General features: G+C 73.2%; 28 protein-coding genes and 1 pseudogene. 18 read left to right on the top strand and 11 right to left on the bottom strand.

Annotation, left to right across the window (positions count from 1 at the left end; genetic code table 11):
• Window positions 1-20: 20 nt before the first annotated feature.
• Entirely contained in the window at window positions 21-1,586 is a 1,566-nt protein-coding gene (locus tag ACWEOH_RS00675; RefSeq protein ID WP_452027350.1) for a DNA-3-methyladenine glycosylase 2 family protein, read from the bottom strand.
• A 114-nt stretch (window positions 1,587-1,700) separates the two neighbouring features.
• On the opposite strand from ACWEOH_RS00675, the gene ACWEOH_RS00670 reads away from it, so the two are divergent.
• The 11 genes and pseudogenes from ACWEOH_RS00670 (at window position 1,701) to ACWEOH_RS00620 (ending at window position 12,209) form a co-directional block, all read left to right on the top strand.
• Window positions 1,701-3,098, top strand: coding sequence for an FAD-binding oxidoreductase (locus ACWEOH_RS00670; protein ID WP_452027348.1), 1,398 nt, complete (start codon window positions 1,701-1,703; stop codon window positions 3,096-3,098).
• A 25-nt stretch (window positions 3,099-3,123) separates the two neighbouring features.
• Window positions 3,124-4,287: a PrsW family intramembrane metalloprotease gene (locus tag ACWEOH_RS00665; protein WP_452027346.1), complete on the top strand. Its 1,164-nt coding sequence runs from the start codon at window positions 3,124-3,126 to the stop codon at window positions 4,285-4,287.
• Window positions 4,288-4,364: 77 nt separating this feature from the next.
• Window positions 4,365-5,663 (top strand): GAF domain-containing protein, encoded by a 1,299-nt coding sequence (locus ACWEOH_RS00660; RefSeq protein WP_452027344.1) that lies wholly within the window; start codon window positions 4,365-4,367, stop codon window positions 5,661-5,663.
• A gap of 119 nt (window positions 5,664-5,782) precedes the next feature.
• The gene (exaC, locus tag ACWEOH_RS00655) at window positions 5,783-7,306 is read left to right on the top strand and encodes an acetaldehyde dehydrogenase ExaC (RefSeq protein WP_452027342.1); all 1,524 of its coding nucleotides are present in this window, start codon (window positions 5,783-5,785) and stop codon (window positions 7,304-7,306) included.
• A 13-nt stretch (window positions 7,307-7,319) separates the two neighbouring features.
• Window positions 7,320-7,740: pseudogene (locus ACWEOH_RS00650) on the top strand (DUF779 domain-containing protein).
• A gap of 162 nt (window positions 7,741-7,902) precedes the next feature.
• On the top strand, window positions 7,903-8,274 hold the full coding sequence (locus ACWEOH_RS00645) for an FKBP-type peptidyl-prolyl cis-trans isomerase (protein WP_148731781.1): 372 nt from the start codon (window positions 7,903-7,905) through the stop codon (window positions 8,272-8,274).
• A 205-nt stretch (window positions 8,275-8,479) separates the two neighbouring features.
• Window positions 8,480-9,313 carry a DUF4397 domain-containing protein gene (locus ACWEOH_RS00640; RefSeq protein WP_452027340.1) on the top strand — a complete coding sequence of 278 codons (834 nt, stop codon included), beginning with the start codon at window positions 8,480-8,482 and terminating at the stop codon, window positions 9,311-9,313.
• A gap of 5 nt (window positions 9,314-9,318) precedes the next feature.
• Entirely contained in the window at window positions 9,319-10,014 is a 696-nt protein-coding gene (locus ACWEOH_RS00635; RefSeq protein WP_452027338.1) for a class F sortase, read from the top strand.
• Window positions 10,015-10,134: 120 nt separating this feature from the next.
• A complete protein-coding gene (locus ACWEOH_RS00630) occupies window positions 10,135-10,704 on the top strand; it encodes an RNA polymerase sigma factor (RefSeq protein WP_452027336.1) in 570 nt (189 codons plus the stop codon).
• Window positions 10,682-11,515, top strand: a complete 834-nt coding sequence (locus tag ACWEOH_RS00625; RefSeq protein ID WP_452027334.1) for an anti-sigma factor domain-containing protein — start codon at window positions 10,682-10,684, stop codon at window positions 11,513-11,515. The genes ACWEOH_RS00630 and ACWEOH_RS00625 overlap by 23 nt, the downstream gene beginning before the upstream one ends.
• Before the next feature lies 1 nt (window position 11,516).
• Window positions 11,517-12,209 carry a lysoplasmalogenase gene (locus ACWEOH_RS00620; RefSeq protein WP_452027332.1) on the top strand — a complete coding sequence of 231 codons (693 nt, stop codon included), beginning with the start codon at window positions 11,517-11,519 and terminating at the stop codon, window positions 12,207-12,209.
• Here ACWEOH_RS00620 and ACWEOH_RS00615 read toward each other — a convergent pair.
• Together ACWEOH_RS00615 and ACWEOH_RS00610 are read right to left on the bottom strand one after the other, a co-directional pair.
• A complete protein-coding gene (locus ACWEOH_RS00615) occupies window positions 12,166-12,519 on the bottom strand; it encodes a protealysin inhibitor emfourin (protein WP_452027330.1) in 354 nt (117 codons plus the stop codon). The genes ACWEOH_RS00620 and ACWEOH_RS00615 overlap by 44 nt on opposite strands.
• Window positions 12,520-12,573: 54 nt before the next feature.
• A complete protein-coding gene (locus ACWEOH_RS00610) occupies window positions 12,574-13,698 on the bottom strand; it encodes a M4 family metallopeptidase (RefSeq protein WP_452027328.1) in 1,125 nt (374 codons plus the stop codon).
• 92 nt (window positions 13,699-13,790) lie between these two features.
• Here ACWEOH_RS00610 and ACWEOH_RS00605 point away from each other — a divergent pair, with 92 nt between their 5' ends.
• On the top strand, window positions 13,791-14,636 hold the full coding sequence (locus ACWEOH_RS00605) for a CPBP family intramembrane glutamic endopeptidase (protein WP_452027327.1): 846 nt from the start codon (window positions 13,791-13,793) through the stop codon (window positions 14,634-14,636).
• Between the two features lie 37 nt (window positions 14,637-14,673).
• On the opposite strand, the gene ACWEOH_RS00600 is transcribed toward ACWEOH_RS00605, so the two are convergent.
• The 5 genes from ACWEOH_RS00600 to ACWEOH_RS00580 all read right to left on the bottom strand — a co-directional run bounded on the left by ACWEOH_RS00600 (window position 14,674) and on the right by ACWEOH_RS00580 (window position 18,745).
• Window positions 14,674-16,074, bottom strand: a complete 1,401-nt coding sequence (locus ACWEOH_RS00600) for a DUF222 domain-containing protein (RefSeq protein WP_452027326.1) — start codon at window positions 16,072-16,074, stop codon at window positions 14,674-14,676.
• A gap of 75 nt (window positions 16,075-16,149) precedes the next feature.
• Window positions 16,150-16,614, bottom strand: a complete 465-nt coding sequence (locus ACWEOH_RS00595) for a hypothetical protein (RefSeq protein ID WP_452027324.1) — start codon at window positions 16,612-16,614, stop codon at window positions 16,150-16,152.
• Between the two features lie 66 nt (window positions 16,615-16,680).
• Complete coding sequence (locus tag ACWEOH_RS00590) at window positions 16,681-17,130, bottom strand: CHRD domain-containing protein (RefSeq protein ID WP_452027322.1); 450 nt, start codon at window positions 17,128-17,130, stop codon at window positions 16,681-16,683.
• Window positions 17,131-17,216: 86 nt separating this feature from the next.
• Window positions 17,217-17,582: a DUF488 domain-containing protein gene (locus tag ACWEOH_RS00585; protein ID WP_452027320.1), complete on the bottom strand. Its 366-nt coding sequence runs from the start codon at window positions 17,580-17,582 to the stop codon at window positions 17,217-17,219.
• A 35-nt stretch (window positions 17,583-17,617) separates the two neighbouring features.
• Entirely contained in the window at window positions 17,618-18,745 is a 1,128-nt protein-coding gene (locus tag ACWEOH_RS00580) for an NAD(P)-binding domain-containing protein (RefSeq protein WP_452027318.1), read from the bottom strand.
• A 97-nt stretch (window positions 18,746-18,842) separates the two neighbouring features.
• Here ACWEOH_RS00580 and ACWEOH_RS00575 point away from each other — a divergent pair, with 97 nt between their 5' ends.
• Together ACWEOH_RS00575 and rpsO are read left to right on the top strand one after the other, a co-directional pair.
• A complete protein-coding gene (locus ACWEOH_RS00575; protein ID WP_452027316.1) occupies window positions 18,843-19,808 on the top strand; it encodes an NAD(P)-dependent alcohol dehydrogenase in 966 nt (321 codons plus the stop codon).
• 203 nt (window positions 19,809-20,011) lie between these two features.
• Window positions 20,012-20,281, top strand: coding sequence for a 30S ribosomal protein S15 (gene rpsO / locus ACWEOH_RS00570; RefSeq protein ID WP_130351110.1), 270 nt, complete (start codon window positions 20,012-20,014; stop codon window positions 20,279-20,281).
• Window positions 20,282-20,414: 133 nt separating this feature from the next.
• Here the strand turns inward: rpsO and ACWEOH_RS00565 are convergent, their stop codons facing one another.
• Window positions 20,415-20,963: a CGNR zinc finger domain-containing protein gene (locus tag ACWEOH_RS00565; RefSeq protein WP_452027314.1), complete on the bottom strand. Its 549-nt coding sequence runs from the start codon at window positions 20,961-20,963 to the stop codon at window positions 20,415-20,417.
• Between the two features lie 94 nt (window positions 20,964-21,057).
• Between ACWEOH_RS00565 and ACWEOH_RS00560 the strand changes: the two genes are divergently transcribed.
• The 3 genes from ACWEOH_RS00560 (at window position 21,058) to ACWEOH_RS00550 (ending at window position 23,626) form a co-directional block, all read left to right on the top strand.
• Complete coding sequence (locus ACWEOH_RS00560; RefSeq protein ID WP_452027312.1) at window positions 21,058-22,062, top strand: EamA family transporter; 1,005 nt, start codon at window positions 21,058-21,060, stop codon at window positions 22,060-22,062.
• A gap of 10 nt (window positions 22,063-22,072) precedes the next feature.
• The gene (locus ACWEOH_RS00555) at window positions 22,073-22,960 is read left to right on the top strand and encodes an LLM class flavin-dependent oxidoreductase (protein WP_452027310.1); all 888 of its coding nucleotides are present in this window, start codon (window positions 22,073-22,075) and stop codon (window positions 22,958-22,960) included.
• A 63-nt stretch (window positions 22,961-23,023) separates the two neighbouring features.
• Window positions 23,024-23,626, top strand: coding sequence for a hypothetical protein (locus ACWEOH_RS00550; RefSeq protein ID WP_452027308.1), 603 nt, complete (start codon window positions 23,024-23,026; stop codon window positions 23,624-23,626).
• Between the two features lie 39 nt (window positions 23,627-23,665).
• On the opposite strand, the gene trxA is transcribed toward ACWEOH_RS00550, so the two are convergent.
• The gene (trxA, locus tag ACWEOH_RS00545; RefSeq protein WP_452027307.1) at window positions 23,666-24,064 is read right to left on the bottom strand and encodes a thioredoxin; all 399 of its coding nucleotides are present in this window, start codon (window positions 24,062-24,064) and stop codon (window positions 23,666-23,668) included.
• A 159-nt stretch (window positions 24,065-24,223) separates the two neighbouring features.
• Here trxA and ACWEOH_RS00540 point away from each other — a divergent pair, with 159 nt between their 5' ends.
• Entirely contained in the window at window positions 24,224-25,135 is a 912-nt protein-coding gene (locus ACWEOH_RS00540) for an alpha/beta fold hydrolase (protein ID WP_452031799.1), read from the top strand.
• A gap of 6 nt (window positions 25,136-25,141) precedes the next feature.
• Here ACWEOH_RS00540 and ACWEOH_RS00535 read toward each other — a convergent pair whose 3' ends face one another.
• Entirely contained in the window at window positions 25,142-25,942 is an 801-nt protein-coding gene (locus ACWEOH_RS00535) for a glycosyltransferase family 2 protein (RefSeq protein WP_452027305.1), read from the bottom strand.
• Window positions 25,943-26,072 lie beyond the last annotated feature (130 nt).

Genomic DNA, 26,072 nt, shown 5'->3' with positions numbered 1-26,072 from the left:
ACGACGCAGACATCGGACGTCTAGGGCGCGGCGCGCCAGAGGTGCATCGAGGCGTAGCTGCGCCACGGCGCCCAGCGCGCCCCTTCCGCGGCGAGTGCCCCGGCATCGGACGGCAGCCCGAGCGCGCTGGCGCCGTAGCGCAGCACGAGGTCGCTCGTGAGCAGCACGTCGGGCGCACGTGTGACGCGCATCGACACGTAGCCCGCTGTCCACGGCCCGATGCCCGGCACCGCGAGCAGGTCGCGCGCGAGCTCGTCGCGCTCGCGGTCGGCGGAGACCACGAGGTCTCCGGTCTCGAGCCGGCGCGCGACGTCGACGATCGTGCGGATGCGCGCCGCGGGGCCGCGCAGCACGCCCTCGCCCTCCTCGGCGATCGCCGTCGTCGTGGGGAAGAGCACCGACGGCCCGTCGCCGCCGACGTGCTCGCCGAGCTCGGCCGCGAGGCGCGCGAGCGCGGTGCGCGCGGCCTTCACCGAGACCTGCTGGCCGATGAGTGCGCGGAAGACGAGCTCATGGGGGTCGAGGCATCCGGGCACGCGGATGCCGGGTACGGCCGCGACGGATGCCGCGAGGCACGGGTCGGCCGCGAGCGCCTCGTCGATCGCGACCGCGTCGGCGTCGAGGTCGAACAGGCGCCGCACGCGCGCGACGAGCGGCGGCAGGTCGGCCAGCGTCGCCAGGCGCGCCTCGACGTCGATGGACGGGGCGTCGGCGTCGCCGCCGGCCTCGAACCGCACGAGCGCCGGCCCGCCGGGCAGCCGCAGCGTGCGCCGGTAGTGCAGCGCCCCCGCCTCCTCGACCCCCTCGAGCGCGCGCGTGCCGAGCCAGTGGAACACGCCCGCCGCGTCGAACGGCGCCCGGGCGGGCAGCCGCAGCCGCACGAGGCCGCCGTGCGGGGCGGCCTCGGCGTCGGGACCCGACTCGAGGCCCGGGTCGACCGCGGCGGGGACGACCGGTACCGCGACGCCGCGATCGCGCAGCCGCGCCGTCGCCCGGAGCTCGAGCGGGCTGCGCTCGTAGACCGCGCGGATCGTGTCGTTGAACTGGCGGATGCTGCCGAACCCCGACGCGAACGCGACGTCGGCCACGGGCAGCGAGGTGGAGGTGAGCAGGGCGCGCGCGGTCTGCGCCCGGTGGGCGCGCGACAGCGCGAGCGGCCCGGCGCCGAGCTCGGCGGTGAGCACGCGCGTGAGGTGGCGCGGCGTGTAGCCGAGGCGGGCGGCGAGGCCCGGCACGCCCTCGCGCTCGACGACGCCGTCGGCGATGAGGCGCATCGCCCGGGCGGCGAGGTCGTCGCGCAGGTCCCACTCGGGGGAGCCGGGCACCGCGTCGGGCAGGCAGCGCTTGCAGGCGCGCAGGCCCGCCTCGTGCGCGGCGGCGGCCGTGAGGTAGAAGCTCACGTTCGTCGGCTTCGGCGAGACCGCCGGGCAGCTCGGCCGGCAGTAGATGCCGGTGGAGTGCACGCCCGTGATGAACTGGCCGTCGAAGCGGGCGTCGCGGGCCCGCATGGCGCGGTATCGCTCGGCGAACACCGGGTCGGCGAGCGGATCGGCGGGCCGCGTGGCGGTGGCGTTCGGCGGGGTCATGGATCCAGCCTCGCACGCCGCACCGACATCGACCAGCGGGAATCGGACATGGCCTCGGAGCCTCGGCGACCGCCCGCCGGCACGACGGCACGGCCCAGCGGCTAGCGTGGACGGATGCCGACCGACGTGCTCGCCCGCCTCCAGTACGCCCTCGGGGCATCCGTCACCACCGACCCCGTCGTGCTCGACGCGACCCGCGAGGACAAGTCGGGCTGGCGCAGCGCGAGCGCACCCCTGGCGGTCGTGCACGCGGCATCCGTCGATGACGTGCAGGCCGTGATGCGCCTCGCGCACGCCACCGGCACGCCGGTCGTGCCGCGAGGCGCCGGCACGGGTCTCGCCGGGGGCGCCCTCGCGAGCACGGGGGCGATCGTGCTCGACGTGACGCGCATGAACCGGATCCTCGAGGTCTCGGAGGCCGACGAGCTCGCCGTCGTCGAGCCGGGCGTGCTCAACGGCGACCTCAACGCCGCCCTCGCGCCGCTCGGCCTCTGGTTCGCGCCCGACCCCGCGAGCCGCGCCATCTCGTCGATCGGCGGCAACATCGCCACGAACGCCGGCGGCCTGCTCTGCGCGAAGTACGGCGTCACCCGCGAGGCCGTGCTCGGGCTCGCGGTCGTGCTGGCCGACGGACGCCTGCTGCGCACCGGCCACCGCACCGTGAAGGGCGTCACGGGTTACGACCTCACGGCGCTCATGGTGGGCTCCGAGGGCACGCTCGGCGTCATCGTCGAGGCGACGCTGCGCCTGCGGCCCCTGACGCCCGGCGACGTCGTGACGGTCGCCGCCGTGTTCCCCGACGTCGAGGCGGCCGCCGCGGCATCCGCCGCAGTGACCGCGGCACGCATCCGGCCCGCCGTGCTCGAGCTCATCGACGCGGCCGGCCTGGCACGGGTGGCCGCGCACCTCGGGCCCGTCGCGCTCGCCGGCACGCCGCTCGAGTCGCTCGCGCCAGGCGAGGCGTTCCTCCTCGCGCAGAGCGACGGCGGCGCGGCCGACGCCGAGGCGAAGCTCATCGGCGCGGCGTTCGCGAGCGCGGGCGGCCGGGTCACGGTGTCGACGGATGCCGCGACGGGCGAGCGGCTCCTCGACATCCGCCGCTCGATGCATCCGGCGCTCGCCGCCTCGGGGCAGGTGCTCATCGAGGACGTCGCCGTGCCGCGCTCGCGGCTGCCCGAGATGTTCCGCGCGATCGAGGAGATCGGTCGGCGCCACGGCGTGGAGATCCCCACGCTCGCGCACGCGGGCGACGGCAACCTGCACCCGAACTTCGTGTTCACGGGCGACGAGGTGCCCGCGCACGTGTGGGCGGCGGCCGACGACATGTTCCGCACGGCCGTCGCGCTCGGCGGCACGCTCACGGGCGAGCACGGCGTCGGCGTCCTGAAGCGGCGCTGGCTCGCCGACGAGCTCGGCGAGGACTCGTTCGAGCTGCAGCGCGGGATCAAGGCGCTCTTCGACCCGACGGGGATCCTCAATCCCGGTGTCATGTTCGAGGCATCCGCTCACTGACGCACCCGCTCGATATGCTGCGCGGGTGAGCAACGTGCCACTGCAGCCGCCGCCAGCCAACCCGTCGCCCGCGCCGCCGCTGTGGTCGGCGCCGCCGCCGAAGGGGCGCACCGGCGGCATCGCGTTCGCCGTGACCGGCATCGTCATCGCCGGTGCGGTCGGGCTGCTCGTGGTCGGCTACCTCGCCGTCGCGCTCGGCGCGTCCACGGTCGCCATCGGCGCGGCCCTCGCGGTCCTGCCGCTCGTCGTGGTGCTGCTCACCATCCGGTGGGTCGACCGCTGGGAGCCCGAGCCGCGGTGGGCGCTCTGGTTCGCGTTCCTCTGGGGCGCCGCCGTCTCGGTCGCCTTCGCCCTCGTCGTCGACCTCGGCATCCAGCTCGCCGTCGCCTACGCCGAGTCGGGCGCAACGCTCGACGAGGCGATGCAGGCCGTCGTGCAGGCGCCGATCGTCGAGGAGACGGCGAAGGGCATCGGCGTGCTGCTCATCTACGCCTTCTCGCGCTCGCACTTCGACGGCCCGGTCGACGGGCTCGTCTACGGCGCCACGGTGGCAGCCGGCTTCGCCTTCACCGAGAACATCCTCTACTTCGGGGCCGCGCTCATCGAGGGCGGAGCCGAGGAGCTCGGCGCGACGTTCGTCGTGCGCGGCATCTTCTCGCCGTTCGCGCACGTGCTGTTCACGGCGTGCACGGGCATCGCGATCGGCATCGGCGCACGGCGCGGCGGCGGCGCCGGCGTCATCGGCTGGTTCCTGTTCGGCCTGACCGGCGCGATCCTGCTGCATGCGCTGTGGAACGGCTCGCTCGCCTTGGCCGACGACGCGATCGGCCTCTACTTCACCGTGCAGGTGCCGATCTTCATCGGCTTCATCCTCGTGACGGTGTTCCTCCGGCGCGAGGAGGTCAGGGTCACGCGGACGCGGCTCGCCGAGTACGGCGCCGCCGGCTGGTTCAGCCCGGCCGAGGTGCAGATGCTCGCCACGCCGGCGGGCCGTCGGCAGGCGCGCGCGTGGGCGAGGCTGCAGTCGCCGCCGCGCTCGGCCGAGATGCGCCGCCTGATCACGGATGCCACGCACCTGGCGTTCACGCGCCAGCGGCTCGTCACCGGGCGGGCTGGGCTGCGCTCCTCGGTCGACGAGGACGCGCTCCTTCGCGCGGTGGCCGCGGACCGGGCGGCGCTACTGCGCTGACGTTACGCCCCGCGAAACGCGCACGGATGCCGCGACTAGGATGACGGCATCCGGAATCGACGGCGATCGGAGACGGCATGCCCGTGCCGCGGCATCCGCAGGGCTACGACCTGCACGACCTGCGCGACCGCCTGCTGCGCGCCCAGGAGACGGCGATCGCCACGGGCACCGTGCCGCCGACGCTCCGCCCCGTCGTGCGCGAGTCGTGGGAGCGGGCGATCCGCGGACAGATCGACCCCGACCACGCGCTGCCACGCGTCGACCTCGACGAGGACGCCTTCCGCGAGTACCGCGCCTCGCACGCGCTCGCACCCGTGCTGCCGGTCATCCGCCGGCTCCTGGTCGACGGCGCCGACGACGCGGGCCTCGTGGTCGCCGTCGGCGACGAGCACGGCCGGCTGCTCTGGGTCGAGGGCGACCCCGGACTCCGTCGGCGCGCCGAGGACATGCTGTTCATCGCCGGCGCCGACTGGTCGGAGGCGAGCGTCGGCACGAGCGCGCCGGGCACCGCCCTGCAGCTCGACCGCGCCGTGCAGATCCGCGGCGCCGAGCACTACAACCGCATCGTGCACCCGTGGAGCTGCACGGCGGCGCCCGTGCACGACCCGGCCAGCGGCGAGCTCCTCGGGGTCATCGACATCACGGGCACCGACCATGCCGTCGCGCCGCACACGCTCTCGCTCGTGCAGGCGACCGTCGCCGCCGTCGAGGCGGAGCTGCGCATCGCGAGCCTCGAGTCCACCGTGCGGGCGACGCTGCGCCGCTCGCGCATGACCGCCGTGCCCGCGCCGCGTCCGACGCGCACGCCGCTCACGGTGCTCGGCGAACGGCGCCCACGCCTCGGAGCCGTGGAGCTGAGCCCGCGGCACGCCGAGATCCTGACGCTGCTGGCGTGGCATTCGCGCGGCCTCGGCGCCGAGCGTCTCGCGAGCCTCGTCTACGAGACCGAGGCGTCGCCCGTCACACTCCGCGCTGAGCTCGTGCGCCTGCGTCGCGTGCTCGAGGGCGCGGGGGAGCCACCGCTCGAGTCGCGCCCCTACCGGCTCGGCCGCGAGGTCGACCTCGACGCGGCATCCGTGGCGAAGCTGCTCGCGCAGGGTGCGCTGAAGCGCGCCGCCGAGCGCTACGCGGGTCCCGTGCTGCCCGCCTCGACGGCGCCGGGCATCGTGGAGCTGCGCGACGAGCTCGCCGGGCGACTGCGCGAGTCGATGCTGTCGGATGCCTCGCCCGAGGTGCTGGCCGCCTACGCCGAGCGCGACGAGTGCCGCTACGACGCCGAGGTGTGGCGAGCGCTCCTCGAGGTGCTGCCGCCGAGGTCGCCGCGGCGCGCGACGGTCGTCGCGCACCTCGAGCGCGTCGAAGCCGCGCTGCGGTAGCCGTCGCGCGACGCCCGCTGCAACGTCATTGCAACCCTCGGGCAACGGGGCGGCAACCCGTGCCCGCCTAGCGTGGCAGCGCCCGCATCGGGCAGAGACAACGACGTCGAGGAGACACGATGACCGTGTACGCCGCGCCCGGCACCGCCGGCGCACTGATCGAGTTCAAGCCGCGCTACGAGCACTTCATCGGCGGCGAGTGGGTGAAGCCCGCCGAGGGCGCCTACTTCGAGAACATCTCGCCCGTGAACGGCAAGCCGTTCACCGAGGTCGCCCGCGGCACCGCCGCGGACATCGACGCGGCGCTGGACGCCGCGCACAAGGCCGCGCCCGCGTGGGGGCGCACGAGCGCGGCGCACCGCGCCGGCATCCTGAACGCCATCGCCGACCGCATCGACCAGCACCGCGAGCTGCTCGCGGTCGCCGAGACCTGGGACAACGGCAAGTCCGTGCGGGAGCCGCTCAACGCCGACCTGCCGCTCGCGAGCGACCACTTCCGCTACTTCGCGAGCCTCATCCGGGCGCAGGAGGGCAGCTTCACGCAGCTCGACGAGGACACCGTCGCGTACCACTTCCAGGAGCCGCTCGGCGTGGTCGGGCAGATCATCCCGTGGAACTTCCCGCTGCTCATGGCCGTGTGGAAGCTCGCGCCGGCGCTCGCCGCGGGCAACGCCGTCGTGCTGAAGCCGGCCGAGCAGACGCCCACGTCGATCCTCGTGCTCGTCGAGCTCATCGCCGACCTGCTCCCGGCCGGCGTGCTCAACGTGGTGAACGGCTTCGGCGTCGAGGCCGGCAAGCCGCTCGCGTCGTCGAACCGCATCCGCAAGATCGCGTTCACGGGCGAGACGACGACGGGTCGGCTCATCCTGCAGTACGCGTCGAACAACATCATCCCGTCGACCGTGGAGCTCGGCGGCAAGAGCCCCAACATCGTGTTCGAGTCGGTCGCCGACCGCCGCGACTCGTTCTACGACAAGGCGCTCGAGGGCTTCAGCCTCTTCGCGTTCAACCAGGGCGAGGTGTGCACGTGCCCGAGCCGTTCGCTGATCCAGCGGTCGATCTACGACACGTTCCTCGACGACGCGATCGAGCGCACCAAGCTCGCGAAGCAGGGCAACCCGCTCGACACCGAGACCCAGGTCGGCGCGCAGGCCTCGAACGACCAGCTCGAGAAGATCCTCAGCTACATCGACATCGGCAAGCGCGAGGGCGCCCGGCTGCTGCTCGGCGGCGAGCGGGTCGACCTCGGCGGCGACCTCAGCGAGGGCTATTACGTCGCGCCGACGATCTTCGAGGGCGAGAACCGCATGCGGCTCTTCCAGGAGGAGATCTTCGGTCCGGTCGTCGCGGTCACGAGCTTCCGCGACTACGACGACGCGATCTCGATCGCGAACGACACGCTGTACGGCCTCGGGGCCGGCGTCTGGAGCCGCAACGGCAACGAGGCGTACCGCGCCGGCCGCGACATCCAGGCCGGTCGCGTGTGGGTGAACAACTACCACGCGTACCCCGCGGGCGCGGCCTTCGGCGGCTACAAGTCCTCGGGCATCGGCCGTGAGAACAACAAGCAGGCCCTCGACCACTACCAGCAGACGAAGAACCTCCTCGTCAGCTACAGCGAGAACCCGCTCGGGTTCTTCTGATCGGAGTGGACCGATGTCCCTGGCACGCCTGGCCCACGGGGTCATCGCGTCCGTCACGATCGGTGGGGAGTCGTCGCCGCGGGTGGAGCTGTCACCCGCGGCGGCGGTGCTCCTCGACCGGCTCTGGGCGAAGCACGGCGCCCTCATGTTCCACCAGTCGGGCGGATGCTGCGACGGCAGCGCCCCGATGTGCTACCCGGCGGGCGAGTTCGTCACCAGCGACGCCGACGTGCTGCTCGGCGAACTCGACCTCGGGCCGGACGGAGCGGGCACGACACGGGTGGCGCCGTTCTGGATGAGCGCGGAGCAGTTCGCCTACTGGCGGCACACGTACCTCATCGTCGACGTCGTGCCCGGCCGCGGAAGCGGGTTCTCGGTCGAGGCGCCTGGAGGGCGTGCGCTTCCTCATCCGCTCGCGGCTCATGGGCGGGTGAACGTCCCGTACACAAGGAAACTCGCCGCCCTGTGGTGTGGCAATGCCGACATCTCTACCAGGCGACGAGTTCTCCGGATTCCAGCGTGCAGGCTGTTCGCAGTCAGCGCAAGAGGAGGGTGGACGGTTGTCCGCGGGGGCCGTCTCCAGTTGGATGGAACGCATGACTGACACCAACAGCAAGCCCGAGGTCGACGCTCCTGAGGGCCCGGCCCCCGTCGAACTCGTCATCGAGGACATCGTCGTCGGCGACGGCCCCGAGGCCACCCCGGGCTCGACCGTCGACGTGCACTACCTCGGCGTCGAGTACGAGACCGGCGACGAGTTCGACTCGTCGTGGAGCCGCGGGCAGTCCATCAACTTCCCGCTGCAGGCGCTCATCGCCGGGTGGCAGGAGGGCATCCCCGGCATGCGGGTCGGCGGTCGCCGCCAGCTCATCGTGCCTCCGCAGAAGGCCTACGGCCCCGCCGGCGGCGGTCACCAGCTGAGCGGCAAGACCCTGATCTTCGTGATCGACCTGCTCGGCGTCAGCTGAGCCGGCCGCGGCATCCCCGCGGCATCCGCGCACACACCGAAGGCCGGTGGACCTCGTCGTCCACCGGCCTTCGCCATGCCCGTCGCACGCGTTCCATCCAAGGGCATCCGATTTCCCAGGTGCATCCGATCCCGCGTCACCGTCCGAAGTAGGTGATGACCGGAAACTCGCAGCCCCGCCTCGCGGGGCCGACCTGGAGGGAACCATGAACAAGATCCTCATCGCCGGATTCGGCGCCGGCGCGCTCATCGCGCTCGGAGCCGTCGCGCCGGCCGGCGCGTCCGAGAACGCCGCGATGCTCTCCGTGCTCCACGGCGTTCCCGACCTGCCCGTCGACGTCTACGTCAACGACGAGCTCACGCTCGACGACTTCCAGCCCGGCGATCTGGCCGGCCCGCTGGAGCTCCCCGCCGGCACCTATTCGGTGGCGATCACGGCAGCGGATGCCGCGGACGCCTCGCAGCCCGCGATCGGACCCGTCGACCTGCCACTCGAAGCGGGTGGCAACTACACCGCGGTCGCGCACCTCGACGCCGAGGGCAACCCCACCGCGACGCTGTTCACGAACGACGTGTCCGGCATCCCCGCCGGACAGGGCCGGCTCACCGTGCGCCACACGGCGGCGGCTCCGGCCGTCGACGTGCTCGCGGGCGGGCAGGCCGTGATCTCCGGACTCGCGAACCCCGACCAGGCGACGCTCGACCTCCCGGCGGGCACCATCTCGGCGTCGGTCGCCGCGGCGGGCACCACCGAACCGGTGATCGGGCCGGCCGACGTGCAGGTCGCGGAGGGGACGCTCACCATCGCGTACGCGTGGGGGAGCCTGGAGGACGACAACCTGGCGCTGGCCGTGCAGACCGTCACCGGCATGCACTCCAGCCCCGACGGCGTGCCCGCGGGCACGGCCGGCCTCGTCGCGACGAACTCGCCCGAGCAGCAGCTCCGCGTCTGGGGCGCCGTCGGGCTGGGCGCGATCGCGATGATCGCGCTCGCGGCAGCCGTGCTCCGCAGGATCGCGACGGCCAAGGCGGAGCGCTGATCGGGATGCCCGGGCAGGGGGTCGCGGCCGAGGTGATCGGATCCCTCGCCGCGGCCTCCGCCGTGCTCGGCCTGCTGGCCGGGTGCGCCGTGCCGCTGGACTCGGATGCCACGGCATCGGCCGCGGCGACCGCGCCGACCTCCGCGGCGAGTGCCGGCGAGTCGCCGTCGCGCCCGGCCGCGGCCGGATCCGCCGCCGCGCTCCCCGACGTCCCGGTGACGTCGCCCGCGCTGCAGGACCAGCCGGCCGCGCCGCCGGCGCCGACGCGGCTCGAGGTGCCGGCGCTCGGCATCGACGTGCAGGTCCGGCCGACGGGTCTCGACGACCAGGGCCGGATGGGGCTCGTCGACGATCCCGCGATCGCCGCGTGGTACCAGTGGGGTCCCGCGCCGGCGAGCGAGGCCGGATCCACGGTCATCGCCGCGCACGTCGACTCGCTCACCTACGACGTGCTGCCGTTCGCGCGGCTCAGGGACGCCGCGCCCGGCACCGAGGTCGTGGTGACGGATGCCGCGGGCACCCGCCACGCGTACGCCGTGCAGTCGCTCCAGGTCATCGAGAAGGCCGACGTCGACTGGGACGCTGCCTTCGACCGCTCGGGTGCGCCGCGCCTGACGCTCGTGACCTGCGGCGGCGAGTTCGACTACGGGAACCGCCGCTACCTGTCCAACCTCGTCGTCACCGCCGCACCGTTCGGCTGATCGGGATGGGGCATGGATATGCTGAGGCCGGTGCTGCAGGCGACCGTTGCCGCGCCGCCGTCGTCGGCAGTCGCCGACGGGAGGCTCCCGAGCGGTCCACGAAGAGGTGAGGGTCGCCCGGTGACCACCACCTCGTTCGCCGAGATCGACGACCAGGCGCTCGCGCGCGAGTTCGCCGCGGGCGATGAACGCGCCCTCCGCGAGGCGTACGCGCGCTGGTCGCCGCTGGTGTTCCGGCTGGCGCTGCGCTCCCTCGGCGATCGGACCGACGCCGAGGACGTGACCCAGCAGGTCTACATCTCGGCGTGGAACGGGCGCCACACGTTCGACCGCTCCCGCTCCACGCTCAGCGCGTGGATCGTCGGCATCACCCGGCACCGGATCGCGGATGCGCACGAGGGTCGCGCACGCGCCCGGCGCCTGCAGGAGGCGCTCGTCTCCGAGGCATCCGTCGCCCCGCAGCCCGCGACCGACGACCTGGCCGAACGCGTCATGGTGGCCGAGGAGCTCGAACGGCTCGAGCCGGTGCCGCGGCGCGTGATGGAGCTCGCGTTCTACGATCAGCTCAGCCACACGCAGATCGCCGACGCCCTCGACCTCCCGGTCGGCACCGTGAAGAGCCATGTCCGTCGCAGCCTGGCGAGGCTGCGCACACGATGGGAGGTGGATGATGGACCACATCGAGCCTGATGAGCTCGCCGTGCTCGCGCTCGAGGGGCGCGAACCCGACGACGACGCGGCCCGCGCCCACCTCGCCGAGTGCGCGGACTGCCGCGCCGAGTACGACGCCCTCGCACGAACGGCCGCGCTCGGTCGGGCCGGCGTCCCCGAGGGCGAGCTCGAGGCGCCGCCCGCGTCGGTGTGGGCGGGCATCCACTCGGAGCTGGGGCTCGCGCCCGAGCTCGCCGGGGATCCGCTCGCGGGCGGGCGCGTCGCCGCGACGCCCGCCGAGCAGGCCGCGCCCGGCCCGCAGGCCGCGCCCGGCCAGGCGGCCGCGGTCACCGAGCCCGACGAGCCTCGTCCCGTCGCCGAGTTGTCGTCGCATCGTCGGCCGTGGTGGCCGATCGCGGTCGCCGCAGCGGCCGGCGGCATCCTCGTCGGAGTCGGCATCGGCGTGGCGATCGGAGGACTCGGCGACGCGGAGTCCACGCCCGCCCCCGCTGCGGTGCTCGCAAGCGCCGACCTGGCCGCCTTCCCCGGGTGGGACGGCGCGACGGGCCACGCAACCGTGGAGGAGGACGCCGACGGCATCCGCTCCATCGTGGTCGACCTCGATGCGTCGGTCCCGCAGGGCGACGTCAGCGAGGTGTGGCTCATCCGCTCGGATGCCTCGGGCCTCGTCAGCCTGGGCCTGCTCGACGGTTCCTCCGGGCGCTTCGTCCTGCCCGCGGGTATCGACCTGACGGAGTTCACGCTCGTCGACGTCTCGGCGGAGCCCGTGGACGGCGATCCGGCGCACTCCGGCGACTCGATCGTGCGCGGCGAGCTGGTGGAGAGCTGAGATGACCGTCGCTCCACCCGTCGCGTTCGCGCCGTACGCCGTGCTCTCGGTCGTGCACCTCGTGGTGCTCCTGGCGGTGCCCGATCCCACGGCGGTCACCATCACCAAGGTGCTGCTCATGCCGGCGCTCGCGCTCGGGGTGCTCCTGGCATTCCGGCCGTTGCACGGCCCCGTGCCCGTGCTGCTGCTCGCCGCAATCGCACTCTCATGGGGCGGCGACGTCCTGCTCACCTTCCCCGGCGACCTCTGGTTCGTCGTCGGGCTCGTCTCGTTCCTGCTCGCGCACGTCGCGTACATCGCGCTGTTCCTGCGGCTGCCTCCGCGCGGCCGCCGACCTCCCGCGTGGACGCTCGTCTACGTCCTCTGGTACGCCGCCTTCCTCGCCCTCCTCGGACCCCACCTCGGCGCGCTCTTCGTGCCGGTCGCGATCTACGGGCTCGTGCTCGGCACGATGGCGGCGCTCGCCGGCGGCATCGGCGGGGTCGTCGCGCTCGGTGGTGCGCTGTTCGTCGTGTCGGACTCGGTGCTCGCGCTCGGACGCTTCCTGCCGGGTTACGAGTTCGCTTTGCACGACCTCACCGTGATGACGACGTACCTCGCCGCGCAGGGCCTCATCGCGCTCGGCGTCGTGGGGCTGCGGCGAGCCGGCGTCAGCGCTCCGCGTCGGTCGGCGTCGGCCGCGCAGCCGGTGTAGCAGGAGGTCGTCGACCCTCGGCGCCTCCGGTCCCTCGCCCGCGCTCGGGCTCGCTCGCATCCTGCACGCGGTCGACGAGCTCGCGCCACGGACCCACGAGCTGGCGCTCCGCGAGCGTCGCCTCGTGCGGCGCGCACCGGATGCGGTAGACGAACCGGTCGGGCTCGGGCGGCACGGGTGGGGGCTGGCTCCAGGGGATCTCCTCGATGAGGAGATACCAGTCCTCGGCGTCGGGCTGCTCGTCGACGCGCACCTCCCACGTGAGCCGAAGGCCCGCCAGGCCGCCGCTCCGCGACACGATGACGTCCATGTCGCGATCGTACTCCCGGCGCCGCCGTGCCGAACCGGCCGCGGCCGGTTGGGATCACGGGGAGGGCGGCACTTCGATGCCGACCGACGACCACCCGTTCGCGACGGCCCGCGCCTCGCGCGACGTGCGCCCGTAGCGCTCCTGCGCGGCGTGCACCGTCTCGCGTGCGAACTCGCGGAAGTTCGACGTCGGCTTCAGCCGCCCCGAGGTGAGCACGTCGTACCAGATGCGGCCGACCGTCTCCCACGCGAAGCCCCCGAGCTCCACGGCCGCGAGTGCGAAGGCGCGGTTGGGGATGCCCGAGTTGAGGTGCACCCCGCCGTTGTCCTCGTCGGTCTCGATGTAGCGGTCGAAGTGGTCGGGCTGCGGGTCGCGCCCGAGCACGTCGTCGTCGTACGCGGTGCCCGGCTCGATCATCGACCGGATGGCGCGGCCCTCGACGGCGTCGGTGAAGACCCCCTCGCCGATGAGCCAGGTCGCCGACGCGGCATCCTGCCCCTTCGCGTACTGCTCGACGAGCGCGCCGAAGACGTCGGAGATGTGCTCGTTGAGCGCGCCCGACTGCCCCCGGTAGCGCAGGCGCGCCGTGCGCTCGGTGACGCCGTGCGCGAGCTCGTGGCCGATGACGCTGATCGACTCGGTGAAGCCGCGGAACACCTCGCCGTCGCCGTCGCCGAACACCATGCGCTCGCCGTCCCAGAAGGCGTTGTCGTAGCGGTCGCCGTAGTGCACGGTGGCCTCGAGCGGCATTCCGGCGTCGTCGATCGAGTCGCGGGCGAAGACGCGGGCGAACATCTCGAAGGTGTCGCCGAGCCCGTCGTACGCCTGGTTCACGGCCGTGTCGCCGGTCGGCGGCTGACCCTCGCGGCGCACGAGGCGCCCGGGCAGCTTGTCGTCGCCCTCGGCGTCGGAGATGCGCCGGTCGGGCTGCGGCGCCGTGCCGGGGGCCGCGGCGGGCCGCTCGTCGCGCGCCGGGCGCTCGGGGCCCATGAACGACGGCAGTTCGCCGGCCGCGCGGAACTCGCGCAGCGGGGCGTCGCGCAGGAGCGAGCGCCGAGCGGCCTCCGCGGCGTCGGCGTAGGCGGGATCGTCGGTCGACGCGATGCGCGCGAGGAGGTAAGGCGGCACGATCGCCGCGCGGGTGGACGGATGGGGGAAGGGCCGGGGCATCCGTGTCATGCACCCGATCGTGCCATGTCGAGCCGACACGCATGGCCGCACTCGCCGCGGGCGCACTTGCCGCGACCATCGCCGCTTGCGAAGCTGGAGCGGTGACCGCCGCTCCCGTCGCCGCCCCGAGCGAGGTGCGCACGCACCCGATCGGCCTCGTGCCCGCGGTGCTCGTTTGCGGTGCGGCGGTGCTGCTGTTCGGGTTCGAGCAGAACCTCCTCGGCTACGCCGTGCTCGCCGTGGGCCTCCTCGTCGCGTGGCTCGTCGACCGGTCGGGACGCACCGACCGACTCCTGCCCGACCTCCTCCTCATCGCGATCGGCCAGGTCATCATCTCGACGATGCCCCTCGAGGCCGACATCGCGTACTGGAGCATGGTGCGCTTCGCCGTGGTCCTCGGCCTCGCGGTGGCCGTGCCGTACGTGATCTCGCGCTACTGGTACGGCGACCGGGTCATCCGCTTCCCGTGGCGCACCGGCCGGCGCTGGACCCGCACCCAGTGGATCTACCTCATCGCCGTCACCGTGGCGGGCTGGCTCATCCTGCCCTTCTACTTCATCTCCTCGGGCGTCTACCAGAACTGGCCGACCGTCACCACGCCCGACGAGATCGCCCGCCTCTTCGTCGGCGTCAACGCCGTCGGCACGTGGGACGAGCTGTTCTTCATCTGCACGGTCTTCACGCTGCTGCGCCGCCACTTCCCGACCTGGCAGGCCAACCTGCTGCAGTCGGTCGTGTTCGTCTCGTTCCTGTGGGAGCTCGGCTACCAGTCGTGGGGGCCGCTGCTCACGATCCCGTTCACGCTCATCCAGGGCTACACGTTCAAGCTCACGAAGTCGCTCACCTACGTGCTCATCGTGCACCTCATCTTCGATGCGGTCGTGTTCTGCGTCATCGTCTACGCGCACAACGGCTGGCCGGCGATCTTCCCGCTTGTGCCGTCGTGATCGAGCCGGATGCGGCGCGGACCCCGCCCGCGCTCGCTCAGAACGGCACCGGCTCGTACGACTCCAACAGCGCCTGCCACTCCGCATCGACCAAGAGGTTCGGATCGGCCGGAATCGGGGGCGGTTGGGCGGGCGGGCGACCCGGGCTCGCGGCATCCGCTGCGTCGACCCCCTCGCCCGCTCCGACCGGCATGAACGGCCGCTCGGGCAGCGTTCTCAGCACGTGACCCGCTGGTGAGGTCCATCGCATCACGCCGCCGGGCTCCTGCAGCACCCGCCACCTCTCGTGCTTCAGGGAGTGGTGGTGTTCGCAGAGCGCCGCGAGGTTCGTCGCGGAGGTCGTGCCCCCGCGCGCGAAGGCCGTGGTGTGGTCGAGGTCGGCGTGCGTGGCGGGCCGTGAGCAGCCCGGGAAGCGGCACTGCCCGTCGCGGAATCGCACCAAGCCGGCGAGATCGGCGGGCACCCGATAGCGCTCGCTGCCGTAGCTCACCACGGCACCGGTCTCGGGGTGCACCAGGATGCGACGCATCCACGGCGCGTGCGCGGTGAGCAGTCGGGCGGTCTCGGGGTCGATCGGGCCGTACCCCTCGAGCTCGGCCGGCTCGTCATCGAGCCCGAGCAGCGTCATCACCGGCACGGTCACGTTGATGCGGGGCGCGACGTCGCCGGTCGCGTCGGCGTCGCGGCGGGTGCGCTCGTCGTCGGGAAGCGCTCCGCCGAGCAGCAGGCCGGCCGCGACGTCGACCGCGCGTTGCCGCGACGTGCGCGTGTCGCCGGCCGCAGCAGGGCGCGTCGCGAGCGCGGTGAGGCGCGCGTCGATCGCGACGGCGCGCTCGGCCTCGAGGTGGAGGCTCAGCCACGCCATGCCGTCGGGAGCGGGATCGAGGCAGACTTGCCGATCGTCGGCGGCCCGCGCTCGTCGATCGGCCAGCGGCACGGGGTGCAGCCGCTCGCGCACGCGGCGCATGCGCCGCCGGACGTCGGCATTCGTGGACACGATGCCGTTCGCCGCCGCGGCCGACGCCGCATCGAGGGCGACCTGCTCGACCGCGTCGGCGACCTCGACCGGAAGGTCGTGCGTCAGTTCGAGCACCGACCGCACCTGCGCAAGCGCGAGCTCGCCGGCCGCCAGCGCGTCGAGCGTCGCATGGCGCGGGCCGGTGAGTCGTTCGGCCTCGGCCACGAGACGCGCAGCGGATGCCTCGTGCCGCCCGAGCGTCGTCGCGAGTTCGGCGACGAACGAGCGCTTCGCCATGTCGCGCTCGCGCGCCGTGCTCGATTCGGTCACGCGCTCGACGTCGGCCGCGAGCTCGCGAGCCTGCTGAATGCACCGGTACTGCCCGGCCTGGAGCTGCCGGATCGCCGTCTCGAACGCCGAGATCGCCGCCAACTCGGCCTCGAGCGCCGCTTCATGCGCGAGGTCGAGGGAGGCGGGCATGCGTCCATCCAAGCAGGACCCACTGACACTGCGATGCGCCGGAAAGCGCCGATCATCGCCGGAAAGGCCGCACCCTCAGGGCGACCCGCGCAACCGCAGCACCGCGCGCACCGACACGACCCCCAGCACGACCGCAGCAGCCACGGCCGCCGCGCCGATCATCCACTCCAGGAGGCTCGGCGGGCCGGGTGGCGCCTCGAACACCGCCCCCGTGCTGCTCACGTAGACCGTCGTGGTCGTGCCGACGGCGAGGTCAGCACTGCGCAGGTCGGCACGCGCGCCGTCGGGGAGCTCGACGCTCACGACGCGGACGGTATCGGTGCGATTGCCGCGTCGGTCGGCGACGATCAGCTGCTCGGTGTGTTCGTCGACGACGGACGCCTCGATCGGCGTGTACGTGGCGAACGCGCGTGCCGACGTCTCGGCGAGCGCCCAGACCCCGACCACCGCGAGCACGACGGCTAGGAGCGCGAGCACCGCGGCGGTGAGCGCGGGCGGCGGGTATCCGGTGCGCTCGTCGATTCGTCGCTCGGTGGTCATCATGGCGCGACCTCCCGGGTCACGTGAGCCGACCACCGAGCGGCGTGCGACGGCGAGTGGCCGGTGCTACTTCAGCTGCCCGCGGATCTCCCCGGGCTGGTTGTTCGCGTTGTGCACGTTGACGTAGTACGCGCCCGGGTTGGCCGCGATGGCGTCCAGCAGCGCCTCGTCGTTCACGATCGTGCAGCCGCTGACCGAGAAGTCGGTCGCGCTCGGCACGCCGAGCGGGATCACGACGGGACCGGCGACGTTGCGCGGGGCGACGTGCACGTGGGCGGCCGTCGCCGGCGCCGAGAGTCCGTTGACGTCGAGCGTGTAGCAGAACTCGTTTGCGGCATCGTCGATCTCGTAGCTGAACGAGCCGTGCGCGCCGAAGTTGTTCGGCTTCGGCACCTCCTGCCCGCCGGTGAGCGGGATGGCGGGTGCGGCCTGAGCCGCGCCGGCGCCGGCGAAGGTGAGTGCGGCTGCGGCGGCGATCGCCAGCGCCGCGGTCCGAGCATGCTTGTGCGTGATCATGGTGATTGCTCGCTTCCTCGGGTTTCTCGGCACGCTACGCCGACGCTGGGGCGCCTGCAAGGGGCCGCGCCGCGGCATCCGTCGCCCTACGGCTCGACGGATGCCCCGTGGTGGGCCAGCCACCCGAGCAGCACGCTGACGTGGTTGACCTGCTCGTCTCGCGCGGCGAACACGAGGGTCACGCGATCGTGCTCGCGACCGGTCTCGAGGAGGGCCTTCGCGGCGGCGCTCGTGTCGAGCTCCGCGCGGTACCGGGCCGCGAACTCGTCGAACCGCTCACGGTGGTGGTGCCACTCGGTGCGGAGCTCGGGGGACGGCGCGACGTCCTTGTCCCAGGCGTCGAGCTCCGCGCGCTCCTTCTTCACGCCGCGGGGCCAGAGGCGGTCGACGAGCACCCGATAGCCGTCGGATGCCTCGGCGGGCTCGTACACGCGCTTCATCGTGAACCCCATGCCGCCAGTCTGCCCCCGCCGCGGCGGGTCGGCAATCAGGCCGCGGATGCCGCGACGACCGCTGCGACCGCGTCTCGACGAGACTGCTCTGCCATCACGATCTGCTGGACGGCCGCGCGGCCCGCGCGGTTCGCGCCGACCGTGGACTGCGACGGCCCGTAGCCGATGAGGAACAGCCGGGGCTCGTCGAGCGACCGCGTGTCGGCGACGCGGAAGCCGCCCTCGGGCGTCCGCAGCCTGAGGGGTGCGAGGTGGTCGAGCGCCGGGCGGAACCCGGTCGCCCACAGGATGACGTCGGCCGCGATGAACGAGCCGTCGGGCATGCGCACGCCGTGCTCCTCGATCGAGGCGAACATCGGATGCCGCACGAGCACGCCGCGCGCCTGCGCCGCCCGCGCCCAGGGTGTCCAGTGCATCCCGGTCACCGCGATGACGCTGCCCGGGGGCAGCCCGCGACGCACGCGCGCCTCGACGCCCGCGATCGCCGCGCTTCGGGCGGCGAGGTCGAAGTCCTCCTCGACCCACTCGGGCTCGCGTCGCGTCATCCAGACGGTCTCGGCGACGTGCGAGATCTCGTCGAGCAGCTGCACGGCCGAGACGCCGGCGCCCACGATGACGACCCGCTTGCCCGAGAACTCCTCGGCGGAGACGTAGTCGGCCACGTGCAGCTGCCGTCCGCGGAACCGCTCGATGCCGGGGTAGTACGGACGGAACGGGCGGGTCCAGGTGCCGCTCGCGTTGATGACGAAGCGGGCGGACCACGCGCCCCGATCGGTCTCGACGAGGAGGCGTCCGTCGGGGTCGTCGTCGGCGCGGCGCACCGCTCGGACCGAGACGGGGCGCTGCACCTCGAGGTCGAAGCGTCGCTCGTACTCCGCGAAGTACGGGGGCAGCGCGTCGCGGCTCGGCATGGCCGGATCCGCGGGCGGCACCGGGAAGCCGGGCAGCTCGTGGATGCCGTTGACCGTCGCCATGCGCAGGGACGCCCAGCGGTGCTGCCAGGCGCCACCCGGTGCGGCATTCGCGTCGAGGACGACGAACGTGCGGTCGGCCGACGGATCGCGCGTCACGGGCACGAAGCCGCGGCGCTGCAGGTGGTGCGCGGCGGAGAGGCCGGCCTGCCCGGCGCCGATCACGGCGACGTCCACCTCGATCACATCCACATGCATCGGAACCGGCGCGAGGCCGACGGTATTCCGCGACCGCGTCGGTCGGCGCATGGCCTCCCGGCCCGCGGCGGCACCTCGATAGGCTCGCGGCATGCGGGCGGTGCGGTACGAGCGGTACGGCGGTCCCGAGCGCCTGCGCGTCGTCGAGGCCGCGACGCCCGGGGCGGGTCCCGGCCAGGTGCTCGTGCGGGTGCACGCGGCATCCGTGAACTCGTGGGACTGGGACCTGCTGCGCGGACGCCCGCTGTTCGCCCGCATGGGCGGCCTGTTCCGGCCGCGCATGCGCGTGCTCGGCGCGGACGTCGCGGGCGAGGTGGTCGCTCTCGGCGACGGCGCGAGCGGATTCGCCGTCGGCGACCGCGTGCACGGCGACCTCTCCGGTGCCGGCTGGGGCGGGTTCGCCGAGTTCGTCGCGGCCGACGCGACGGCGCTCAGGCGCATCCCTGACGCCATCGGCTTCGTCGACGCCGCCGCGCTGCCGCAGGCCGGCGGACTCGCGGTGCAGGGGCTCGCCCTCGCGAAGGTCGGTCAGGGGGACCGCGTGCTCGTGAACGGCGCCGGCGGGGGAGCGGGCACGCTCGCGGTGCAGCTCGCGCACCGCGCGGGCGCGATCGTCACGGCGGTCGATCGCACCGACAAGCTCGAGCTTCTCGTCCGGCTCGGCGCGACGCAGGCGATCGACCTCGCGGATGCCGCGGCAGCCGTGCCGCCCGATGGCGGGTACGACGCCGTCATCGAGCTCGTCGCGCAGCGCCGCCTGCGCGAGTACCAGGCGATGCTGGCTCCCGGCGGGCGGTTCGTGATCATCGGCGGCCGCATGGGCATCATCTTCGCGACGTTCGCCTTCGGCTCCCGGCTCGGGCGCGACGGGCGGTCGTACCGGTTGCTGGCGGCGAAGCCCAACGACGGGCTCGAGGAGCTCGACGCCAGCGTTGCGGCGGGCGAGGTGCATCCGGTGATCGATGCCGTGCTCCCGCTGGCCGACGTGCCCGAGGCGCTGCGCCGTATCGGCGCCGGCGACGTGCACGGGAAGCTCGTCATCGACACGACGGCGTGAGCCGCGCGATCTCCCCCCGACGTGCGCCGCACGTCGAACGAGCCGTCGGGATCGGCCCGTGCCGGCGCCGGCGTCGGGGCCGTCGGCCGCGCGGCATCCGCTCTGGTAGACTCTTCAGGTTGCCGTCATGACGGCCGCGCATCAAGAGAGCCCAGGCACAAGGCCCCGGGCAGCGCGCAACGAGGAGAAAGGGGATCCCATCTATGGCACTTGAAGCAGATGTCAAGAAGGCGATCATCGAAGAGTACGCGACGCACCCCGGTGACACTGGATCCCCCGAGGTCCAGATCGCGCTGCTCACGAAGCGCATCAAGGACCTCACCGAGCACCTCAAGGAGCACAAGCACGACCACCACTCGCGTCGTGGCCTGCTGCTCCTCGTCGGTCAGCGTCGTCGTCTGCTCGGCTACCTCGCCGACGTGGACATCAACCGCTACCGCTCGCTCATCGAGCGTCTCGGCCTGCGCCGCTAGCTGTCTGAACAGACGCGGCTCTCGCTGATTCCGCGAACTTCTTGCGAAGGCCCCCACCGTGCGTGCACGGGCGGGGGCCTTCGTCATGCCGGGATGTCGTGGGCGGAGCCGCGGGCGGATGCCGCGACCGGGCCTACCCCGTGCTCCGCGCACGGTACGCGCGCACGGCCATGCGGTTGCCGCACCGGGTCGAACAGAAGCGGCGGGAGCCGTTCTTCGAGAGGTCGAGGAAGATGCCCGTGCAGTCGTCGGCGGCGCAGGGGCGCATGCGGTCGACCTCGTCGGCGCGGATGACGTCGACCAGCGCCATCGCCGCCTCCACGAGGATGCGCTCGGCGAGCGGCGCCTCGAGGGCGACCGCGTGGATGTGCCAGTCGAGCGTGTCGTGCCGCACCAGGCGGGGGACCGCGTTCGCCTCCGCGAGGATGGCGTTCACTTCGACCACCATGTCGTCGCGGTCGAGCGCCCAGAGGGCCCGCAGGCGCTCCCGGGCTCCGACCACCTCGGCGAGCTCGCGGCCGTCCCCGTCGCGGCGTCCGGAGTAGAGCCACGTGTCCAGCAGCGCGTCGAGCTGCGCCGTCGTCGAGAGCTCGTCCTCGCCCGATTCGGAGGCCTCGGGCACCGTGTCGGCGAGCGCCGCGACGAAGTTCAGCGCCGCGGTCGTGTCATCGGTGAAAATCATTTGACTCCTGACATCCTGCTCCGGTAACGTCATCAGCATAACGGCGTTCGCCCATGACGGCGCCGACATCCACGAACTTTCCGGGGAGGCGGCCATGCGCGCATCGCGGGGCCTGATCGGCATCGCGCTCGGCCTCGCGGCCGGGCTCGCGTTCGGCGCCGGCGGCGTGTTCGTGAAGCCGCTCCTCGAGAGCGGCTGGTCGCCCGGGGCGGCCGTCCTCGCGCGCATCACCGTGGCGGCCCTCCTGCTCGCCGTGCCGGGACTCATCGCCCTCCGCTTCGACCTGCGCCCGCTCTGGCGCGCCCGCTGGACCGTGCTCGTCTACGGCCTCGTCGCGGTCGCCGGCGTGCAGTTCGCGTTCTACGCGTCGCTCGAGCGCATCCCCGTCTCGACGACGCTCCTCATCGAGTACCTCGCGCCCATCGCGCTCGTGCTCTTCGCCTGGGTGCGAACGCGACGGATGCCGCAGCGCATCGTCCTCGCCGGATCGGTGCTCGCCATCGCCGGGCTCGTGCTCGTCATCGGCCCGGGAGGCGGGTCGCTCGACCCCCTCGGACTCCTGTTCGCGGCCGTGGCGATGATCGGCGTCTGCGTGTACTACGCGATCGGCGAGCGCGCCGCCGAGCAGCTCCCGCCCGTTGCGCTCATCGCGGCCGGCTTCGTCGTCGGCGCGATCGCGCTCGCACTGACCGGCCTCGTCGGCCTGCTCCCGATGGAGGCGACGTTCACCGACGTCCCGTTCCTCGGCGGCACGGCGCCGTGGTGGGTGCCGCTGCTGACGGTCGGCGCGGTCTCGACGGCGTTCGCCTACGTGGCGGGCCTCGCCGCCATCCGCATGCTCGGCTCGCGCCTCGCGGCGTTCCTCGGCCTCTCCGAGGTGGTGTTCGCGGGCATCGTGGGCTGGATCCTCATCGGCGAGGCGCTCGGTCCGCTGCAGATCCTCGGCGGTGTGCTGATCCTCGGCGGCATCATCTGCGTACGCATGGAGCGCGCCGCGCCCGAGCCGGCCGGCGTCGCCGTCGAGCTCGGCGGCGAGCCCGTGCCGACACCGTCGTCGACGGCCGTGCGCGCCTCCGCGGCATCCGCCGACCGACGCTAGGCTCGGGCCCATGCGGTTCGGCGTCGTCATCCTGCCCCAGTACGACTGGCCCGAGGCGGCGCGGCGCTGGCGTGCGGCCGAGGACTACGGGTTCGACCACGCGTGGACCTACGACCATCTCGCATGGCGCGGCCTCGCGGGCGAGCGCTGGCACGCGACGGTTCCGACGCTGACCGCTGCGGCGACCGTCACGAGCCGCATCGGGCTCGGCACGTTCGTGGCGTCGCCGAACTACCGCCATCCCGTGCCGTTCGCGAAGGACATCGCCACGGTCGACCAGGTCGCGGGCGGGCGCGTGCTGCTCGGCCTCGGCTCGGGCGGCACCGGGTTCGACGCGTACGTGCTCGGCCAACCCGAGCTGACGCCCCGCGAGCGGTTCGAGCGGTACGCCGAGTTCGTCAAGGCGCTCGACGTGCTGCTGCGGTTCGAGGCGCCCGGATCGGGCGGCGTCTCGTTCGAGGGATCCTGGTACACCGCGTCGAGCGCGCGCATGGTCGGCGAGCCGTCGCAGCATCCGCGGATGCCGCTGCACCTCGCCGCGAACGGACCGAAGGCGCTCGCGCTGGCGGCCCGCCTCGGCGACGGCTGGGTCACCACGTCGCGCGACGGCGACGACGCCGAGTCGTGGTGGCGCGCGGCGGGCGAGCTCTCGGCACGGCTCGACGACGCGTGCGACGCGATCGGCCGCGATCCGTCGACGATCGCTCGCACGCTCTCGCTCGACTCCGAGGCGTTCCACAGCCTCGCGAGCGTCGGGGCGTTCGAGGACGCCGTGGGCCGGGCCGCGGAGCTCGGGTTCACCGACGTCGTGTCGCACTGGCCGCGCGAACACGGCCTCTACGCCGCCGACGAAGCCGTGCTCGACGAGGTCGCCGCGCGGCTGCCCGGCCTGCGCTGAGCGGGGGCGACGGGTCCAGCCTCGCGCAGGGTGCTCGGACGCCCGGGCGATAGCCTGAGAGGCATGCCCGCTCCCCGTTCGAAGCCCCTGCTCGCCTGGGAGCCGCTCCCGTTCCTCGTGCTCATCGGGCTGCTGCTGCTGACCGGGGTCGTCCGGCCCGAGGGCCCGCCCGCGGTGTTCTGGCCGTACATGGTGGTCATCGGCCTCGCGGTCGCGTGGCTCATCGTCTCGCTGGTCCGCGGGGCCCGGCGCACGAATCCCGACCGGTGGGGCGACCTCTCCACGCTCGAGGGACTCGACGTGCTCGACGCGCCACGACGCGACCGCGAGGTGCGGTCGGTCGTGCCCGTCGACGAGGCGAACCGGCACCAGCCGGCCATCGAGCTGGCGCGGCTCTACGGCGGCGCCGAGCAGCACGCCGTGCTCGTGCCCCGCGCGAGCCGGTGGTTGAAGCGCCGGTACCGCATCGGCGTGCAGCTCGTGGGCGGCGACCGTCCGCGCCACGCCGGCTTCCTCGGCCGGATCGCCGAGGACCGCTGGGTCGACCTGCTCGACGGGCTGCGCGAGCGCGGGACCTACGTGCGCGTCCCCGCGATCATCACGGGCGCATCACGCCCCTACGGCATCGACCTCGACCTCAGCGGGCTCGAGGGTCTCGACACCTGACGGCGGGCGCGGCATCCGTGCGCTCGGATCAGGCCCGATTCAGCCCTCGGTGGCCTGCGAGGAGCCGACCGCCTGCTCGGTCTCGCGCTGCGCGAGCTCGGCGCGCACGCGGTCCATGTCGAGTGCCCGCACCTGGGAGATGAGGTCGTCGAGCATCGGGCGGGGGAGTGCGCCGGCCTGCGCGAACACGCCGATGCCGTCCTTGAACGCCATGATCGTGGGGATCGACGTGATGTTCATCGCGGCGGCGAGGTGCTGCTGGTCCTCGGTGTCGACCTTCGCGAAGACCAGGTCGGGGTTGGCCTCGGACGCCGCCTCGTAGTTGGGCGCGAACTGGCGGCACGGACCGCACCACTCCGCCCAGAAGTCGACGAGGACGGTGCCGCCCTCGAGGATGGTCTTCTCGAAGTCGTCAAGGGTGAGCGCCACGGTAGCCATGCGACCACCCTATGTCGGCAGGGCGGGGGATCGCCCGGTGTTCGCTGTGGGCGACCCGCACGCCGCGAGTATCCTCATGGCGTGGTCGCATTCGGAGGGGTGCCCGGTTCGTTCCGCCGGCGCGGCTCGTCGCCTGCCGACGTGCCCGCGCACGAGGCCGTGCCGTCGCACGAGGCCGTGCCCGGGGACGATGCCCTGGTGCTCGACGCCGCCATCCCAGATCTCGACTGGCGCGCCTTCCCGCCGGGCACCGAGCGAACCGAGTTCGCGGCGCCGAGCGGTCCGCTCGCGCGCGTCGCGCTCGGCCCCGCTGACGGACCCCGCGTCGTGCTCGTGCCCGGCGCGACGGGATCGAAGGAGGACTTCGTCCTGATGATGCCGCTGCTGGCCGAGGCGGGATTCCGGGTGGAGTCCTACGACCTCGCCGGGCAGTACGAGTCCTGGAACGCCGGACCGTGGAACCTCGACCCGCCGCGCACCCGTTACGACGAGCGCCTCTTCCTCGACGACCTGCTCGCCGTGCTCGACGACGGTGCGGGCGACGCGCACGTGCTGGGCTACAGCTTCGCGGCCACGCTCGCCGAGCTCGCGCTGCTCGAGCGCCCCGACCGGTTCGCGAGCCTCACCTTGCTCAGCGCCCCGCCCGAGCCCGGCCAGGCGTTCCGCGGGGTGAAGCGGATCGGGCCGATCAGCGGGTTCACCTCGCCGCGGCAGGGCGCGGCGCTCATGCTCTGGGGCATCCGCAACAACCTCAACAAGGTGCCGCCGCGGCGCCTCGCGTTCGTGCGCGAGCGGTTCGCGCTGACCCGTCGCGAGAGCGTCGACGACATCATCGGGCTCATGATGCGGACGCCCGACCTGCGCGCGCCCCTTGCCGCGTCGCCCGTGCCGAAGCTCGTCGCCGTCGGCGCGCACGACCTGTGGCCGCGCGAGCTGCACGAGCAGTTCGCGCAGCGGATCGGGGCGCGGCTCGCGGTCTACGCGACCGGGCACAGCCCCTGCGAGACGGCGCCGCACCAGCTCGTGCGCGACATGCGGGAGCTCTTCGAGCTGACCGACGCCGTGCCGTAGGGCCCGTCAGGCGGGCAGGGGCCGCTCGCCGTCGGCGTCGGGATCGGTCGCCTCCGCGAGCATGGCCGGCGACACGAGGTCGACCTCGATCCGCCGGTCGGCGCGCCGCTCGAACGGCGGCCAGGCGCGCCACTCGACGCCGAGCGTGTGGAACGCCATGCGCACGCGCCGGCGCAGCTCGGTGAGGCTGTCGAACGGCCGCGCCGAGACGCCCACCACGAGCGACCGGTCGTACACGACCGTCATGCCGGGGCGCAGCCACCACGCGAGGTCGAGGTCGTCGTGCAGGTCGGAGCGGTCGCGGTGCACGACGTCGCGCAGCACGAGCCACGCGTCGGCGCGGATGGCGTAGTTGGAGCCGTAGATCGGCGGATGCCCCAGCAGCGCGCCGATCACCGTGAAGTAGCCCCCGAGGTAGAGGTACCGGGCGATCCAGCGGCGCGGCGCGGTCTGCCCGTAGAAGACCCCGGTGCCGGTCACGACCGTCGGGTGGTCGCGCCGCGACATCCGCTGCTCGATGCGCTCGAGCCAGTCGGACGCGGGCACCGAGTCGGCGTCGAGCCGGGCCAGTAACTCCCCGGATGCCGCGTCGAAGCCGGCCGCGGTCGCCGGCCAGATGCCGCGCACGGGCTGGTCGACCACGCGGGCGCCGGCGGCGAGGGCGACCTCGACCGAGGCATCCGTGGAGCCGTTGTCGACGACGATGACCTCGTCGGCCGGGCGGGTCTGCTTCGCGAGCGCGTCGAGGCACGCTGCGAGGAAATCCGCGTCGTCCAGACACGGAATGACGACCGAGATCGTGCTCATCACGGCGAGTCTAGCCACCGGGGGAGCGCGCCCACGCAGCAATCGTGCGTGGGGCGGGGCATTTCGGGTGCGGGGCTTCCGCCCGCGCACGGGCTCCGCTTAGGCTCCCCCAGACGAGTGTCAACGAGGA

The organism is Agromyces sp. NPDC004153, assembly GCF_053603635.1.
This window is presented reverse-complemented; position numbering and strand designations above follow the sequence as displayed.

Coding starts and splice junctions, on each gene's coding strand:
- ACWEOH_RS00590 (WP_452027322.1), bottom strand. CDS start 17,130: ATGATCACGCACAAGCATGCTCGGACCGCGGCGCTGGCGATCGCCGCC.
- ACWEOH_RS00550 (WP_452027308.1), top strand. CDS start 23,024: ATGCCCGCTCCCCGTTCGAAGCCCCTGCTCGCCTGGGAGCCGCTCCCG.
- ACWEOH_RS00535 (WP_452027305.1), bottom strand. CDS start 25,942: ATGAGCACGATCTCGGTCGTCATTCCGTGTCTGGACGACGCGGATTTC.
- ACWEOH_RS00635 (WP_452027338.1), top strand. CDS start 9,319: ATGCCCGGGCAGGGGGTCGCGGCCGAGGTGATCGGATCCCTCGCCGCG.
- ACWEOH_RS00660 (WP_452027344.1), top strand. CDS start 4,365: ATGCCCGTGCCGCGGCATCCGCAGGGCTACGACCTGCACGACCTGCGC.
- ACWEOH_RS00625 (WP_452027334.1), top strand. CDS start 10,682: ATGATGGACCACATCGAGCCTGATGAGCTCGCCGTGCTCGCGCTCGAG.
- ACWEOH_RS00645 (WP_148731781.1), top strand. CDS start 7,903: ATGACTGACACCAACAGCAAGCCCGAGGTCGACGCTCCTGAGGGCCCG.
- ACWEOH_RS00615 (WP_452027330.1), bottom strand. CDS start 12,519: ATGGACGTCATCGTGTCGCGGAGCGGCGGCCTGGCGGGCCTTCGGCTC.
- ACWEOH_RS00565 (WP_452027314.1), bottom strand. CDS start 20,963: ATGATTTTCACCGATGACACGACCGCGGCGCTGAACTTCGTCGCGGCG.
- trxA (WP_452027307.1), bottom strand. CDS start 24,064: ATGGCTACCGTGGCGCTCACCCTTGACGACTTCGAGAAGACCATCCTC.
- ACWEOH_RS00640 (WP_452027340.1), top strand. CDS start 8,480: ATGAACAAGATCCTCATCGCCGGATTCGGCGCCGGCGCGCTCATCGCG.
- ACWEOH_RS00610 (WP_452027328.1), bottom strand. CDS start 13,698: ATGACACGGATGCCCCGGCCCTTCCCCCATCCGTCCACCCGCGCGGCG.
- ACWEOH_RS00675 (WP_452027350.1), bottom strand. CDS start 1,586: ATGACCCCGCCGAACGCCACCGCCACGCGGCCCGCCGATCCGCTCGCC.
- ACWEOH_RS00575 (WP_452027316.1), top strand. CDS start 18,843: ATGCGGGCGGTGCGGTACGAGCGGTACGGCGGTCCCGAGCGCCTGCGC.
- ACWEOH_RS00600 (WP_452027326.1), bottom strand. CDS start 16,074: ATGCCCGCCTCCCTCGACCTCGCGCATGAAGCGGCGCTCGAGGCCGAG.
- ACWEOH_RS00595 (WP_452027324.1), bottom strand. CDS start 16,614: ATGACCACCGAGCGACGAATCGACGAGCGCACCGGATACCCGCCGCCC.
- rpsO (WP_130351110.1), top strand. CDS start 20,012: ATGGCACTTGAAGCAGATGTCAAGAAGGCGATCATCGAAGAGTACGCG.
- ACWEOH_RS00585 (WP_452027320.1), bottom strand. CDS start 17,582: ATGGGGTTCACGATGAAGCGCGTGTACGAGCCCGCCGAGGCATCCGAC.
- ACWEOH_RS00670 (WP_452027348.1), top strand. CDS start 1,701: ATGCCGACCGACGTGCTCGCCCGCCTCCAGTACGCCCTCGGGGCATCC.
- ACWEOH_RS00560 (WP_452027312.1), top strand. CDS start 21,058: ATGCGCGCATCGCGGGGCCTGATCGGCATCGCGCTCGGCCTCGCGGCC.
- exaC (WP_452027342.1), top strand. CDS start 5,783: ATGACCGTGTACGCCGCGCCCGGCACCGCCGGCGCACTGATCGAGTTC.
- ACWEOH_RS00555 (WP_452027310.1), top strand. CDS start 22,073: ATGCGGTTCGGCGTCGTCATCCTGCCCCAGTACGACTGGCCCGAGGCG.
- ACWEOH_RS00620 (WP_452027332.1), top strand. CDS start 11,517: ATGACCGTCGCTCCACCCGTCGCGTTCGCGCCGTACGCCGTGCTCTCG.